Origin of the sequence: Psychrobacillus sp., from assembly GCF_032154225.1 — a bacterium.
Taxonomy (GTDB): domain Bacteria; phylum Bacillota; class Bacilli; order Bacillales_A; family Planococcaceae; genus Psychrobacillus.
Window position 1 is genome coordinate 107,928 of the sequence record NZ_JALDYF010000004.1, and the last position, 14,454, is coordinate 122,381.

Below are 14,454 nucleotides of genomic sequence, written 5' to 3' on the forward strand. Positions count from 1 at the left end.
TCTATTCTTTGGTTATCTTGGATAATCAAAGTAGTAGAGAAAATGAAACAATATTTTCTTATGTCAATTGAATAAGTCTCCTGTAGAATATTAGTATAAAGCTATCTATTAGTGTGAAAGCGCTTACCAAGAATAGAAGGAAACTTATTGATGGAGAATAAATTAAAACTTACGAAGGCATATCAAATTTTTACCGTGCTAATACTAGGAATTTTTGTTAGAGTATTAGGATGGTTTCCTTGTTTATCGCCATTAGTTTAGGGTGAATCTTTTGTATAAGGAGCATTCATTCTGCACATATGTGCAAAAGACAAAACGACAAGCTTTAACATATCCGAGGTTAATCAAGATCTTGATGAAAATGGCTGAATGGTTCGGCTTGGCGAACTTATCAATGAAACGGTAAAGCTTTTTAGAAAGGTGAAGATATATGATTGAACTCAATCAAATTACAACACTGTTCCTTGCAGTAGCTCTCTATTTGTTTGGAATGGCACTCGTCAATCGGATCGGATTCCTTAACCGGTTTCTAATCCCTGCGCCTGTCGTCGGCGGTTTGATATTCGCTACTTTAGCGCTCGTGTTGAAAACTACGGGGATTGTCGAGATTACATTGGATACATCGCTACAGACGTTGTTCATGATAGCCTTCTTTACGACGGTCGGTCTTGGGGCAAGCTTCAAGCTCATCAAACTGGGGGGGAAACTCTTAGTCATCTACTTACTCTTGTGTGGAGTCACGGTGTTCTTCCAGAACGTCATCGGTGTTTCATTTGCTCAATTGTTTGGACTTGACCCACTGTTAGGTGTTATGGCCGGAGCAGTTTCGATGAACGGTGGACATGGCGGCGCTGCAGCATACGGACAGACCATTGAGGACTTGGGCATCTCCTCAGCCTTGACGATTGGTATGGCCGCCGCCACACTTGGCCTGATTTGCGGTAGCCTTTCCGGCGGTCCAGTTGCACGGTACCTGATAAAAAAACATGACTTAAAGCCGGCAGTGGGTAAAATAGAAGGATATGTAGAGAAAGATGAGAGGCCGATTCAAGAGTGGTCGTTCATGGTCCAGGTCGCCCTCCTCACGTTCTCCATGGCAGTGGGAACATATCTTGGTGATTTGTTTACTAATGTGACCGGATTCGTCCTGCCGTCCTATATCGGATCGATGTTCGTGGCGGTCATTGTTCGGAATCTTGCCGATCGATTTATAAAGGGCACAGTGAACATGAAGGAAATCAACTTAATCGGTGACGTTTCGCTCGCGATCTTTCTCTCGATGGCACTGATGAGCATCAAGCTGTGGGAAGTCGCAGATCTCGCACTACCACTCATCGGTATTATACTCATCCAGGTTATTGCCATCGTCTTGTATGCCATCTTTGTGATGTTCCCAATGCTTGGAAAAAATTACGATGCGGCTGTTATGATTTCCGGTTTCTTAGGACACGGGCTGGGTGCAACACCGAACGCAATGGCGAACATGTCCGCAACCGTGAGCAAGTATGGTCCTTCACGCATGGCGTTCCTGGTCGTGCCGATTGTCGGTGCATTCCTGATTGATGTTGTATTTAGCGCGCCAATCATTATCACGACCATTAACTTGTTCAAGTGAGTTATTGGAATGACTGTTTCTAGATGTAGTGCGTATTAGAGATAAATTTAAAAAAGGGTAAACTATCAGAACTACCAATTGAGACAATTTTGGGCAGTAGATCTCGCTTTAATGGCTGAAAATTTCCTTGTGAAAGGAAGGGTTACATGAAACGATTTATAGGCATTATCGTAATCATATTATTAATACTAACGGGATGTAATGAGGGAGGGGAAAAAAATTTGAAGCTACAGTCAAGTGATCTTTTTGAAGCAGTTGAAAATAACGATGTAAAAAAAGTGCAAGAAATTTTACAGGATACTTCATTTCCATTGAATGAAACGAATGATAAAGGGGAAACGCCTCTATTAATTGCTACTCATGAAAATTATATCGAAGTGGCTAAATTGTTGATTAATGCCGGAGCAGATATTAATCAACAAGATAGTATGCAGGATAGTGCGTATCTGTATGCGGGTGCAGAAGGAAAAACAGAGATTTTAAAGTATATGATCGAACATGCGGAGCCAAATCAAAATATTTATAATCGCTATGGTGGCAATACTTTAATACCTGCCGCTGAGAAAGGGCATTTAAACAATGTGAAGCTATTATTAGAAGATGGTAAAGTAAATATCGATCATCAAAATAATTTTGGCTATACTGCATTAATTGAAGCAGTAGCATTAACTGACGGTTCAGAGGTGTATCAGCAAATTGTACAGGAATTATTAACATATAATGCGAATAAAGAACTTCATGACGAATCGGGCAGAACAGCACTTGATTATGCTAAGGAGAAGGGCTATACAAAAATGATTAAAATGTTGGAAGAATAGTAGAAAATTACATTTGAATGGAATCAGCAGCAACTAAAAGAAAAATTAAAGCTAATTCAAGAGAATAAATAAATAATTTTGATTGTGGACTGTAGACTATCTCTTTATATAGAGAAGTTTACAGTTTTTTTTATGAGAAATATTAGCTCTTAAAAGGGAATAAAAATTTAATATAGGAGTTTTTGTCTATTTATTGGTTATCTTGTATAATTAAAATAGTAAAAAAGGCGAGTGATATTTTCATAGTTACACGGGAGGAAATGCAAGATGATCAAAATAGTAATTAAGTGGACAGTAGTGGGAGCATTATCACTCGCTTTGTTAAGTGAAGCAGTAGAAGGTGTAGGACAAGCCCCTATTTCCGTTGAAGCAGCAACAACACTTCCAGATAACCATACAATTGAGCAATTAGAAGTTAAATGGTTAGGTAATGGAAGTCATGGGTACAGCATTAATGTTGGAGATCGAGTAGGAACATTACTCATTCGTGTAGACCGTCCAAAAACAGAGTGGGATGTGCAATGGGATAATTGGGCAATTCAAAAGCCAGCACACGTTAGTTTCCAGCTTCAAACTGGTTTGGATAGTAAAACTCATAAAAGTATTCCTCCCTTATCTTTTGGGCTTACATACGAAAGATATTTAAAAGATAAGGGTGTATCAGATCAATTTGGAATTAAAGCAGGTGTATTGAAAACAGGTTTAATGAAGTTTAGCGATTTCTCAGATCCGAACTACTATGCTGGATTAGCGATAAAAATGGATAAGAAATACAACAATGATGGTGTATATTGGTTTGGTGGAAATTCGTATGCTTTGAAAGAAGAAGGACAGGTAAAAGCATATTTTTATCCGAAAGATGAATTAGTAGTCGAAGTATATAATCGTATCGGAATAAACGATACATTTCCGTTAATGAACAAAGTCATGTGGGGGAAAACTGAACTTTGGAAAGGCCAACTTGGAAAAGTAACTATTAAAAATCCAACTACTCTTTTGAAAGAAGAAAACGGGAAATATTCAGAAGTAAGGGAACTAAAAAAAGGGGATCAATTCCGTGTATACCGTTTTAACGATGAAGGTAAGGGGTATTATGGAGTAGGTTCTGGAATGTATGTACAAAAAGATCAATTTGATGTGTTGTATGAGACACCTTCTAAAAAAAATCTTCGATTGATCCGAATTATGAATGGGGAACCGTATCATAAGTAAATGCGGTTCCTTAATTTATAGTAACCACCCGAATTCAACTATTTCAACCTTAATAAAATCAGGTAACTTTGAAATGAAATGATTGTAATTGGCTTACTGATCTTCATTTGAGAAAATTTCTGTTCCTAAAAAATCATGTCCTAGCCAAAACGGATGTAGGGCTATTAAAGAAGTATCAAAGTACAACTAAACGTCCTTGATACTTCTTTTTTGAAATTTTTAGCAATGGATTGCTGTTATTATGGGATGGAATGAATTTGGCTCTTCTTGAGATCCCATAAGAAGCATGTCAAACATTTGTTGTGTCTCTTTTATGCTGATTTCTTTTGTTTTTTATCTAAACGATGACTTAAGAAAGTTAGCAGACTTGCACAGACTGCTACTATTCCACCGACCCATGTTACATTCACTAAATTCCCTTGATGGTATACAATTCCGCCTAATGCAGAACCAAAAGCGATACCTACGTTGCTTGCCACTGGCATAAGTGAAGCAGCGAGTCCTGTTGCTTTTGGTTGATAAATTTCAGCGAGGTCTATTAAATAAAGCTGAGTAGATGTTGTTAAAAGAATGGCCATTAACGACATTAATCCAATGTTTACGAGTCCTAAAATAAAATAATTTGTAGTCCAAAATAAACTTGTCAGAACAACTGCCTGCACGAGAAAAACAAATCGAAGACGACCGATGGGATTGTTGCTGGCAATTTTACCGGCAAGGATGTTGCTGAAAATGGAGATAAATCCATACCCAAATAAGACTAAACTAATTGAATGATTCGGTACTTCCATTCCCTTCAAGATAGGAACTAGGTACGTAAAAACGGCATAAGTTGCGCCAAATCCGAGAGCAGGAATGGAAAAAGCAATCAAAATTCTTGGATTGGTCATTAAAGAGAACTGATCCCGTATCGAACTTCGTATTTGGCTGAGTCTATTTGGCAAGACGAAAAAGGATGCCAAAAACGCCAAACCTCCTAGGAAAGTTGTTAACATGAAACTGGCATTCCAGCCGTACGATTCGGCAATGACAATACCCATTGGCACACCAACGACATTTGCAAGTGTGAAACCACCGAAAACGAATGATATAGCAAGTCCTCGTTTATAAATCGGCATGGTTTCACTTACAACTATCATGGCTAGAGAGATTAATACTCCTGTTACAATCGCTGTCATAATTCGAAGTGCTAGGAGCATGATGTAGCTCGTCGAGATTACACACAAAGCATTCAGGACGATGAAAGTTCCTATCAAAAACAACATCCATTTACGCTTTGGAAAATGACTTGTTACTGACATCACTAGTGGTGTGGCGATGGCAAATGTAATTGCAAACGCAGAAACGAGTGTGCCCGCTTTTGCATTTGTTATATGAAGACTTGAGGAAATATCGGTTAAGATTCCGACAATAACAAATTCGCTTGTCCCGAGAACAAATGTTAATAAAGAAAGTGTTAAGATGAGAAACCAATTTCGCTTGGATAATTTTGTGGGGTGCATAAGTACCTCTTTTCTTAGATGAATGTAAATGTGTTATATAGTAAAAAACAACCTAAACATCATACCATAAAATATTTTTGCGAGAGAAACACTTTCTTATCAAATAGTGGTTAATGGATTATCAGGATGGACAAAGCAATGGGAGGTATCAGTAGGTATTAAAAGTATTTAAAACCTCACTTACTTACAATACGGAGAACCGTACCATAAGTAAGGGAAGTTTTAATCAACTAATTTAAATCTTGGAAGGAGTAAATTTAAGTGGCAATTATGAATAGTAAAGAAGATTTTTATATTGATATAAAAAATAGAGCTATGGATATTTATGTACAATATCAGTACTTTGTAAAAGAAGTTTCAAAAAATGATATCTCAAAATATAGTTTGAAATTTTATCTTAAAGAAGACTCAAATTTAGGAGGAAAAGCTTGGTCTAGTAACTATATAGATAATATACAAGTAAATAAAGGGGTTATAGATAATTTTTTTGAATACTTTTATGGGTTTGCAAAAATACAAACAGAAGATTTTTTGAAAATATTAGGTAATGATGACGATGGAGAAGTATCATACGAGTTTATAAAATTTGATGATAACGGTGATGCTAATCTTTTTGATAGTAAAGTTATAGATTATAAGTTAGCTGGATTACTTACAATTTTTGTATCTCGTTTTATTATTACTCATGAATTAGGCCATCTACATAACGGGCATTGTGAATATTTAAATTCAAAAGAGAAAAATAGTGTGCAATACATTTCAATGTTTGATGAAGATAATAGCAAAAATATAAAAAACGTTTCATCGTTAGATTTCAGAACTTTAGAAATGGATGCAGATGCATTTGCCGCAACGGATAATTTTAGAAATTTAATCTTACTTTATGATAAATTTGAAGACAAGGTTGACAAAGGTTTAAATATAGAACCGCTAGAATTATTTTATTGGTGGGCATTTGCAATTAGAAGTAATTTTTTAATAACACAGAAAGTTTTAAATGACGAAGAATATAGACCAGATAAAAAACATTTGCCGAGTGTAGCGCGATGGATTTTAATACTAGGATCAATAGTAGATAATATAGATAAAGATTTGTATAAGATAAATTATAGGGCTGGAGATAACAAAGAAAAATTATTAGAATCATTAACTATGGGGTTCTTATTTGCTGAAAAATGTTATAATGAGCGTTTTTTTACAAATTTTAATTGTTTAGAAGAAACTATTAATAGCACAGATTATGGACATTACACAACAGCAACCCAAATAAATTGGGAGAATCTTAGAAATGAATTGAATGAATTTTCAAGATTGCCTCTGTATAAATCAAATAATGTTTAAAGGAATCTACTTTACTGGAAATTAGTATGGTGGATTGCGATGAGGTATATCCATGTATTGATTAGAACAACACAACATAACACTCTTACAGCGAGGAATACTATTTAATCTCTCCTAATTCGATATTATAAAAAAAAGACTGATCAGTGTTTAATAAAGTACTAGTCAGTCTTTTTGTATCAGAAAATGTTAAATAAACCCGCAGACGATACTGTATCATACCCGTATCCATTTTTAAAATTACTATTTTTTAGATAGAACTCTTTTAACATAGGCATACATTAGTTGATTGGAGTGCAAGGCGGCGACTCCTGCGGGATCATCACTCCCCCCGTGGAACGCGACCGCCTGGAACGCAAATCAACGACTTATCACACTCCATCAAAAAGATTTCACAGAAATCTTTCAGAATCCGAATAATTTTGTTTTCGTATCTTTCGAAATGTTTGAACATTTGCTAAACTAGTAAAGTCGTAATAAGTGAATATGGAGGAAATAACGTGAAAGTATTTTTAGATTTAGGGTGGTTTTTTAAAGAAAGGAAAAAGCAATATTTATTTGGGATTCTCGTATTAATGATTGTTGCTTTTTTGCAATTAATTCCTCCCAAAATAGTTGGACTTGTCGTAGATGCCGTCAATGAAGGCACAATGACGATGACATTCCTCGGTAAATGGCTTGGTATTTTAGCACTTGCAGCGGTTGGCATGTACATTTTACGCTACTACTGGCGAGTGATGATATTTGGCTCGTCCATTTTTCTTGGTAGGCAATTAAGGGAACGATTATTCCATCATTTTACGAGAATGTCTCCATCGTTTTATCAGAAAAAACGAGTAGGAGATTTAATGGCACATGCAACAAATGATTTATCAGCTGTTCAACAAACAGCGGGGGCTGGAGTACTTACACTTGTCGATTCTGTTACAACTGGTGGATTTGTTATTGCAGCAATGGCAATTACAATTAGCTGGAAGCTTACTTTAATCGCACTTATTCCATTGCCTTTAATGGCTATACTAACAAGTTACTACGGAAAGCTATTACACCAACGGTTCCGTTATGCACAAGAGTCATTTTCTAGTTTGAATGATAAAGCACAGGAAAGTATTTCAGGTGTAAAAGTGATAAAAACATTCGGGCAAGAAAAAGAAGATACAAAAGACTTCGTTCAGTTGTCACAAGACGTAGTAGATAAAAATATACGAGTAGCAAAAGTAGATGCACTATTTGATCCTACTATTTCGTTAATCGTTGGGATATGTTTCTTCCTATCTATCGTATTTGGGACAAGATTTATCCTGGCAGGGGACATGAGTATTGGTGATTTATTTGCATTTACATCGTATTTAGGACTGCTTGTCTGGCCGATGCTCGCATTTGGTTGGTTGTTTAATATAGTGGAGCGTGGTCGGGCATCTTATGACCGTATTAATAATATTTTAGATGAAAAAGTCGATATAGATGATAAAGAAGGCGCATTAGATCAAAAGCCAGAAGGACATTTGCAATTTAATGTGGAAGAGTTTAAATTTCCAGAAGATGACCGTGTGGCACTCCATGATGTGCATTTTACATTAAATAGAGGAGAAACACTTGGTATTGTTGGGAAAACTGGTTCTGGGAAAACAGTTATATTAAAATTATTATTGCGTGAATTTGAAGGATATAAAGGGAAAATTGAATATGGTGAACATGCAATTGATACGTATAAAAAGAAGCGTTTACGTGAAGCGATAGGGTATGTTCCACAAGATCATTTCTTATTTTCCACGACAGTTGGTGGGAATATAGCGTTTGCAAATGCAAATGCTACAATGGAGCAAATTTATGATGCTGCAAAACTAGCTTATATTCATGAGGATATTTTGCAATTTACAGATGGTTATAATACCGTTGTTGGGGAACGAGGAGTTTCTCTTTCAGGTGGTCAAAAACAACGGATTTCGATTGCTCGTGCATTAATGATGGAGCCCGAGTTGCTTATTTTAGATGACTCTTTATCAGCGGTTGATGCGCGGACGGAAGAAGCAATTCTAGAAGCATTAAAAGAAAAGAGAACGGACGAAACAACGATCATTACATCTCATCGATTAAGCGCCATTCAACATGCTCACCAAATAATTGTGATGGATGATGGAACGATTGTCGAAAAAGGCTCACATGAGGAGCTTATGAAATTAAAAGGGACGTATTACGAAATGTATCAATTACAGCAACTAGAATCGTTAGTTGAAAAGGGTGGTGAGCAGTAATGGAAGAAAAACAACCACAGTTAACAGGAAAAGATCAGTGGAATATTTTGAAAAGGTTATTAACATACTTAATGCCGCATAAAAAAATAATAGCAATAGCCTTGTTTTTACTTGTTTTAACGGTTATAGGGGACATTCTTGGACCGTATTTGATCAAAACGTTTATGGATGATTATTTAACACCTCGAAACTTCCCTACTGGGCCACTTGTTGGATTGGCGCTTGGTTATATTTTTATACAAGTAGGGAACATAGTTGTTAGTTATTTTCAACTTCTGAAGTTTCAAGAAATTGCATTAAAAATTATTCAGCAAATGAGAATTGATTTATTTTCAAAAGTGCATAAACTTGGTATGCGTTATTTTGATAAAACACCCGCTGGAAGCATCGTATCGCGTGTAACAAATGATACTGAAGCGATTAAAGATATGTTTGTTAGTGTGCTAGTTGGATTCATTCAAAGTGGTCTATTAGTAATTGGTGTTTATATTGCGATGTTTATATTAAATGTTAAATTAGCGCTTATTTGTACGTTGTTATTGCCTATTTTATTTGTCATTATTAGTTCGTATAGAAAATATAGCTCGGTTGTCTATCAAGATTTACGCGAACGTCTGAGCCAATTAAACGCAAAACTTGCGGAATCACTGCAAGGAATGTCGATAATTCAAGCATTTAGACAAGAAGATCGTTTGCAAGATGAGTTTAATACAATAAATGATTCTCATTGGAATGCAGGAAAACGTAATATTAAGCTAGATAGCTTGTTGTTACGTCCAGCAATCGATTTGGTTTATGCATTGGCGATTATTCTTGTATTAAGTTATTTCGGTATTACTTCTCTATCTAATACGATAGAAGTTGGGGTTATCTATGTATTTGTTACGTATATCGATCGCTTTTTTGAACCGATTAATCAAGTTATGCAACGTCTGTCTATTTTTCAACAAGCAATCGTTGCATCTTCACGTGTTTTCAAGTTACTAGATGAGGAAGATCTGGCTCCCTCACAAAATAATGAAGAGCATGCCAAAATTGAACAAGGCAAAATTGAGTTTCAAAATATTACTTTTTCATACGATGGTAAAACAGACGTATTAAAAAATATTTCTTTCACTGCAGAACCTGGTCAAACAGTTGCATTAGTAGGGCATACGGGGAGTGGAAAGAGCTCCATTATCAATTTATTGATGCGCTTTTATGAATTTGAGCATGGAGATATTAAAGTAGATGGGCATTCTATCAAAGATTTTGAAACAGAGGAAATAAGAGATAAAGTAGGGCTTGTCTTGCAAGATCCATTTTTGTTCTATGGGGATATTGAAAGCAATATTCGTTTGCATAAAAGCGATATGACAGATGAAGAAGTTATCGCTGCAGCAGAATTTGTGCAAGCAAATAATTTTATCGAAAAATTGCCGAACACTTATAAACAAAAAGTAACAGAGCGTGGATCTACTTTCTCAAGTGGGCAAAGGCAGCTTGTTGCATTTGCACGAACGATCGCAACAAATCCGAAAATATTAGTGTTAGATGAAGCAACCGCAAATATTGATACAGAAACGGAAGTTGCAATTCAAAATAGTTTAGAAAAAATGCGAAAAGGTCGAACAACAATCGCAATTGCTCACCGTTTAAGTACGATTCAAGATGCGGAGCTTATACTAGTCCTACATCACGGAGAAATTGTAGAGCGCGGAACACATCAACAATTACTGAAAGAAAAAGGGTTGTATCATAAAATGTACTTACTTCAAAACAGTGTTGTGGAGGAAATTGCGTAACAAGATGAAATAGTCGGAAAGATGTCACAAGCAATAGTAGGGTCAAATGGTAAAAAATTTGGTACGATAAGAATAGAAATTCGGAAAGGAAGACAGCCATGAGTACCGATATTAATCTATTTTTAGCATTTGGAGCAGGATTTTTAAGCTTCATCTCACCATGTACATTACCATTGTACCCTGCATTTTTGTCCTACATAACAGGTATGTCCTTAGAAGAGATAAAGACAGATAAGAAGCAGATGCAAAAAAGAGGAATGTTGCATACACTATTTTTCTTATTAGGATTTTCAATTATATTTATCGCACTAGGATTCGCTACTTCTTTCATCGGAACATTTTTCATTCAATACGACGATTTAATTCGTCAAGTTGGAGCAATCTTTATCATTGTTTTTGGTTTAATTGTTGTAGGTATTTTCCAACCAAAGTTTTTAATGAAAGAAAAGAAATTAGAATTTAAAAATCGCCCTTCAGGTTATTTTGGAACTACATTAATTGGTATGGCGTTTGCGGCTGGTTGGCAACCATGTACTGGTCCAATTTTAGCAGCTGTCCTTTTGATGGCAGGACAAAACCCAGACTCTGGTGTTTGGTATATGCTTGCATATGTATTAGGATTTGCTATTCCGTTTTTTGTTTTATCTTTCTTTATTACACGATTAAATTGGATTCGTAAAAACAGTCAATTGATCGTAAAAGTCGGTGGTTATTTTATGATTGGTTTAGGTCTACTATTGTTTTTTGATGGTATGACGTATATTATTCGTATATTAAGTCCACTCTTCGGGGACTTTACTGGATTCTAACGGTTGAAGGAGGTATATGCATACATCATGCCAACAGTATTAATAGTCGATGATGCGCTTTTTATGCGTAAAATGATTAGAAGAATACTAGAACATGCTCAGTTTGAAGTAGTTGGAGAAGCTTATAATGGTTTAGAAGCTGTAGAAATGTATGAAAAGTTTTTGCCTGACGTCGTAACGATGGATGTAACAATGCCAGGAATGTCAGGAATTGAAGCAGTACAGGCAATCGTAAAAAAATATGCAGACGCTAAAATTGTAATGGTCACGGCAATCGGGAAACCAAAGTTAGTCGTCGAAGCGATTGAAAGTGGTGCAAAAGATTTTATCACCAAACCATTTAATCCCGAGTTAATGGTGGAAATATTGAAAAACGTAACGGACTGGGATGAAATGGATGAATAAAATAACTAGCTTTGGTAATTGGTTAGAAATTACAGAACAAACGCAAGCGTTTTTATTGTTTGTCAAAATAGATAATTGTTCTGTGTGTGAAGGTTTATATCCTCAAGTACAATTGCTAAAAGAAGAGGCAAATATTCCTTTTTATGTTGTAAATGTTTCCGAAGTTCCGGAAATGGCAGGGCAGTTATCTTTATATACTGCTCCAGTTGTCTTGTTGTGGCATCGAAATAAAGAGTATATGCGTTTTGCTAGGTTTGTTCCAATGGAATCCTTACGAGATGCGCTAAAAGAAATAGAATTGATGGAGAATGACTATGTTTGAGGCAATTTCACCGAATATAATGCTTATCGTTTCAACAGTCATGGCTGTAGTAATGGGAATTGCTGTTACTACACTTCGTGCAAAAGCTGCTAAAAAGCCTGCAACTGCAAAAAAAATACTTTTGCCACCTGTATTTATGTCAACGGGAGCACTTATGTTTGTATTTCCGTTTTTCCGAGTTCACCCGATGCAAATAGTCGAAGCCATCATTGTTGGTATGCTATTTTCGATTGTCCTTATTTGGACATCGAAATTTGAGCGAAAAGATGGAGAGATTTATTTAAAACAATCCAAAGCATTTATTTTTATCTTATTTGGCTTATTAATTGTTCGCCTAGTTGGGAAAATTGTGTTAAGTTCTTCAATTGATGTAGGAGAGCTTAGTGGAATGTTTTGGTTGTTAGCATTTGGGATGATTATTCCTTGGAGAATTGCAATGTATTGGCAATTTAGAAAGCTACAAAAAGAAATAGTATGAAAAAAGCGAGTATCCGTTTAATGGATGCTCGCTTTTTTTCATTCTACGTTAAAAAATTTATTGTACGGTGTAACGTCAATTTCCATTTCGGCTAATTTTTTTCGTAAAAACTTGTGATCTCGTTTAGGAGTTGCAAGTATATAGCCACGAATGAGTAATTCTTGGGTAATCGACTTTGCCTTCTCGTCTAGTGCAAGCTCGCCGATTTTACCAGCAATTTTTTGTTTTGCTACTGGTCGAAACAGCTCTGGAACAGGGCTAACAAGCTCATTTAAAAGAGCTTTTTGATCATCTCCCCACAGATGAATTGTTTTATCTACATAATGTTCTTCCCAATCTAAAATCGATTTACCATCGTCTTTAGGAAGAGCCTTTAAAAACTTTCTAAACATGAAGAAACCACCGATAGCCATCAAAGAGACTAACGTTACTCCCCAAAAAAGTATAAACCACATAAACCATCCACTTAACAATCTCTTCACCTCGTTCTTATTATACCAAGTATAAGATGTTCTGAAAAAAAAATCACCCTCTATGTATTCTTTTAGCTAAAAAACTTCTATTTATCTATTGAAAGGAGGTGAAACATATGACAAATCTAGAATACAAGCAAGCGTTATTAAAACTAGCTTATGAAGGAGGGTTAACGGAAGAAGGCAAGATGAAAGTGAAAACTAAATCTTACCGAAATATTTACTCTAATGCTACCGCAGATAGTTTACAAGAAGTTGCAGAAACACTTTCAAGCTTCTCAAGTCAGCCGTACATCGGTGCAGAGAAAATAGAAACATCTACCCTAATCTAATAAAAAGGAGGAAAAGGAATGGCAAAAACATTGCAGTTACAATTTGAAACATCTACTGGTAAAAGGTTGATGGTTTCAGTTGATAGTCCGAAAGAAACGCTTACGAGTACAGAAATCGATGCAGGAATGCAAGCCATTATTGCAAGTGGGGTTTTCCATGTGGAAGGAATTCCGCTAGCTATTGTGAAAAGCGCCGATGTTGTAGAACGAAATGTAACACAAATTATTTGAACTTCTAGACTCTCCGTCATTGGGGAGTCTTTTTTAAAAGGATGTGATGAGATGGAACAGTAGCTTTCTTTAATCCAAGATGTTGGTTTTCCTATTTTTGTGTCATTTTATTTAATGCATCGAGTAGAAAGCAAACTAGAGGAGATAAAAAATGCGCTGATTGCATTAAAATGAACCCAAATTCACAAAAGTGTTGGAATCTAAGAGACAATGTAGTTGTATGAACTACATTGTTTCGCTAAGATTAAGGTATGAAAAGAAAAGAGAGGTCTCATACATGAAAAAACTATTACTTATGCTTTCTATCTCTATACTTGTTTTAGCAGGGTGCGGAACTGGTGGGAAATTTGCAGCACAAACGAACTGGGAAATACAAGATTTTACTTATGAAAATCAACGTGGTGAATCAGTCAGTTTAGAAGACTTAAAAGGGACAGTTTGGTTAGCAACGTTTATCTTCACAAATTGTGAAACAGTATGTCCGCCGATGACTTTTAATATGAGTGATATTCAACAAATGTTAGATGAAAAAGGCGTTGAAGATTACAAAATAGTAGAGTTTAGTGTGGATCCTGAAGTAGATACACCAGAAAAGTTACAAGAATACTTAGAAAACTATGATGTAATCGATGAAAGCAAATGGGAGCTTTTAACTGGCTATACGCAAGAGGATATCTCCAAGTTTGCTGAAAAATCATTTAAAACATTAGTAAAAGATGATCCGAATTCAAATCAAGTAATTCACGGGGTTTCTTTCTACTTAGTCGATCAAAATGGTGTTGTTGTAAAAAATTATAATGGTGCACAAGACGTGCCAAAAGAAGAGATAGTAATTGATGTTGAAACATTAATTGAAGACGGAAAATAAAAAAGCAAA

At 35.7% G+C, this 14,454-nt stretch carries 16 protein-coding genes; 14 read left to right on the forward strand and 2 right to left on the reverse strand.

Going from position 1 to position 14,454, the window contains the following annotated elements:
- The first annotated feature begins 430 nt into the window (after positions 1-430).
- The 3 genes from gltS to RUH95_RS07945 all read left to right on the forward strand — a co-directional run bounded on the left by gltS (position 431) and on the right by RUH95_RS07945 (position 3,645).
- Complete coding sequence (gene gltS / locus RUH95_RS07935; RefSeq protein WP_313892316.1) at positions 431-1,615, forward strand: sodium/glutamate symporter; 1,185 nt, start codon at positions 431-433, stop codon at positions 1,613-1,615.
- Between the two features lie 146 nt (positions 1,616-1,761).
- A complete protein-coding gene (locus tag RUH95_RS07940) occupies positions 1,762-2,433 on the forward strand; it encodes an ankyrin repeat domain-containing protein (protein ID WP_313892317.1) in 672 nt (223 codons plus the stop codon).
- Between the two features lie 267 nt (positions 2,434-2,700).
- Positions 2,701-3,645: a hypothetical protein gene (locus RUH95_RS07945; protein WP_313892318.1), complete on the forward strand. Its 945-nt coding sequence runs from the start codon at positions 2,701-2,703 to the stop codon at positions 3,643-3,645.
- A 311-nt stretch (positions 3,646-3,956) separates the two neighbouring features.
- Here RUH95_RS07945 and RUH95_RS07950 read toward each other — a convergent pair whose 3' ends face one another.
- Positions 3,957-5,147 carry an MFS transporter gene (locus RUH95_RS07950; RefSeq protein ID WP_313892319.1) on the reverse strand — a complete coding sequence of 397 codons (1,191 nt, stop codon included), beginning with the start codon at positions 5,145-5,147 and terminating at the stop codon, positions 3,957-3,959.
- Positions 5,148-5,417: 270 nt separating this feature from the next.
- Here RUH95_RS07950 and RUH95_RS07955 point away from each other — a divergent pair, with 270 nt between their 5' ends.
- The 7 genes from RUH95_RS07955 (at position 5,418) to RUH95_RS07985 (ending at position 12,541) form a co-directional block, all read left to right on the forward strand.
- Positions 5,418-6,488: a hypothetical protein gene (locus RUH95_RS07955; protein WP_313892473.1), complete on the forward strand. Its 1,071-nt coding sequence runs from the start codon at positions 5,418-5,420 to the stop codon at positions 6,486-6,488.
- Positions 6,489-6,988: 500 nt separating this feature from the next.
- Entirely contained in the window at positions 6,989-8,743 is a 1,755-nt protein-coding gene (locus tag RUH95_RS07960; protein ID WP_313892320.1) for an ABC transporter transmembrane domain-containing protein, read from the forward strand.
- Positions 8,743-10,527, forward strand: coding sequence for an ABC transporter ATP-binding protein (locus RUH95_RS07965; protein ID WP_313892321.1), 1,785 nt, complete (start codon positions 8,743-8,745; stop codon positions 10,525-10,527). The genes RUH95_RS07960 and RUH95_RS07965 overlap by 1 nt, the downstream gene beginning before the upstream one ends.
- Before the next feature lie 98 nt (positions 10,528-10,625).
- A complete protein-coding gene (locus tag RUH95_RS07970) occupies positions 10,626-11,336 on the forward strand; it encodes a cytochrome c biogenesis CcdA family protein (protein WP_313892322.1) in 711 nt (236 codons plus the stop codon).
- A gap of 27 nt (positions 11,337-11,363) precedes the next feature.
- Positions 11,364-11,741: a response regulator gene (locus tag RUH95_RS07975; RefSeq protein ID WP_313892323.1), complete on the forward strand. Its 378-nt coding sequence runs from the start codon at positions 11,364-11,366 to the stop codon at positions 11,739-11,741.
- Entirely contained in the window at positions 11,734-12,063 is a 330-nt protein-coding gene (locus tag RUH95_RS07980; protein ID WP_313892324.1) for a thioredoxin family protein, read from the forward strand. Before RUH95_RS07975 ends, RUH95_RS07980 begins: the two co-directional genes overlap by 8 nt.
- A complete protein-coding gene (locus RUH95_RS07985; protein ID WP_313892325.1) occupies positions 12,056-12,541 on the forward strand; it encodes a CcdC family protein in 486 nt (161 codons plus the stop codon). The genes RUH95_RS07980 and RUH95_RS07985 overlap by 8 nt, the downstream gene beginning before the upstream one ends.
- Positions 12,542-12,579: 38 nt before the next feature.
- On the opposite strand, the gene RUH95_RS07990 is transcribed toward RUH95_RS07985, so the two are convergent.
- Positions 12,580-12,996 (reverse strand): DUF2621 domain-containing protein, encoded by a 417-nt coding sequence (locus RUH95_RS07990; RefSeq protein ID WP_313892326.1) that lies wholly within the window; start codon positions 12,994-12,996, stop codon positions 12,580-12,582.
- A gap of 134 nt (positions 12,997-13,130) precedes the next feature.
- On the opposite strand from RUH95_RS07990, the gene RUH95_RS07995 reads away from it, so the two are divergent.
- The 4 genes from RUH95_RS07995 (at position 13,131) to RUH95_RS08010 (ending at position 14,445) form a co-directional block, all read left to right on the forward strand.
- Positions 13,131-13,346 (forward strand): DUF1659 domain-containing protein, encoded by a 216-nt coding sequence (locus RUH95_RS07995; RefSeq protein WP_313892327.1) that lies wholly within the window; start codon positions 13,131-13,133, stop codon positions 13,344-13,346.
- Between the two features lie 18 nt (positions 13,347-13,364).
- Positions 13,365-13,577 (forward strand): DUF2922 domain-containing protein, encoded by a 213-nt coding sequence (locus RUH95_RS08000; RefSeq protein WP_313892328.1) that lies wholly within the window; start codon positions 13,365-13,367, stop codon positions 13,575-13,577.
- 72 nt (positions 13,578-13,649) lie between these two features.
- Complete coding sequence (locus RUH95_RS08005) at positions 13,650-13,751, forward strand: YvrJ family protein (protein WP_313892474.1); 102 nt, start codon at positions 13,650-13,652, stop codon at positions 13,749-13,751.
- 103 nt (positions 13,752-13,854) lie between these two features.
- Positions 13,855-14,445: an SCO family protein gene (locus RUH95_RS08010; protein ID WP_313892329.1), complete on the forward strand. Its 591-nt coding sequence runs from the start codon at positions 13,855-13,857 to the stop codon at positions 14,443-14,445.
- Positions 14,446-14,454: the final 9 nt, after the last annotated feature.

What these genes read in the sequence shown, in the direction of transcription:
- gltS (WP_313892316.1), top strand. Translation starts at nt 431, where the DNA reads ATGATTGAACTCAATCAAATTACAACACTGTTCCTTGCAGTAGCTCTC.
- RUH95_RS07940 (WP_313892317.1), top strand. Translation starts at nt 1,762, where the DNA reads ATGAAACGATTTATAGGCATTATCGTAATCATATTATTAATACTAACG.
- RUH95_RS07945 (WP_313892318.1), top strand. Translation starts at nt 2,701, where the DNA reads ATGATCAAAATAGTAATTAAGTGGACAGTAGTGGGAGCATTATCACTC.
- RUH95_RS07950 (WP_313892319.1), bottom strand. Translation starts at nt 5,147, where the DNA reads ATGCACCCCACAAAATTATCCAAGCGAAATTGGTTTCTCATCTTAACA.
- RUH95_RS07955 (WP_313892473.1), top strand. Translation starts at nt 5,418, where the DNA reads ATGAATAGTAAAGAAGATTTTTATATTGATATAAAAAATAGAGCTATG.
- RUH95_RS07965 (WP_313892321.1), top strand. Translation starts at nt 8,743, where the DNA reads ATGGAAGAAAAACAACCACAGTTAACAGGAAAAGATCAGTGGAATATT.
- RUH95_RS07970 (WP_313892322.1), top strand. Translation starts at nt 10,626, where the DNA reads ATGAGTACCGATATTAATCTATTTTTAGCATTTGGAGCAGGATTTTTA.
- RUH95_RS07975 (WP_313892323.1), top strand. Translation starts at nt 11,364, where the DNA reads ATGCCAACAGTATTAATAGTCGATGATGCGCTTTTTATGCGTAAAATG.
- RUH95_RS07980 (WP_313892324.1), top strand. Translation starts at nt 11,734, where the DNA reads ATGAATAAAATAACTAGCTTTGGTAATTGGTTAGAAATTACAGAACAA.
- RUH95_RS07985 (WP_313892325.1), top strand. Translation starts at nt 12,056, where the DNA reads ATGTTTGAGGCAATTTCACCGAATATAATGCTTATCGTTTCAACAGTC.
- RUH95_RS07990 (WP_313892326.1), bottom strand. Translation starts at nt 12,996, where the DNA reads ATGTGGTTTATACTTTTTTGGGGAGTAACGTTAGTCTCTTTGATGGCT.
- RUH95_RS07995 (WP_313892327.1), top strand. Translation starts at nt 13,131, where the DNA reads ATGACAAATCTAGAATACAAGCAAGCGTTATTAAAACTAGCTTATGAA.
- RUH95_RS08000 (WP_313892328.1), top strand. Translation starts at nt 13,365, where the DNA reads ATGGCAAAAACATTGCAGTTACAATTTGAAACATCTACTGGTAAAAGG.
- RUH95_RS08010 (WP_313892329.1), top strand. Translation starts at nt 13,855, where the DNA reads ATGAAAAAACTATTACTTATGCTTTCTATCTCTATACTTGTTTTAGCA.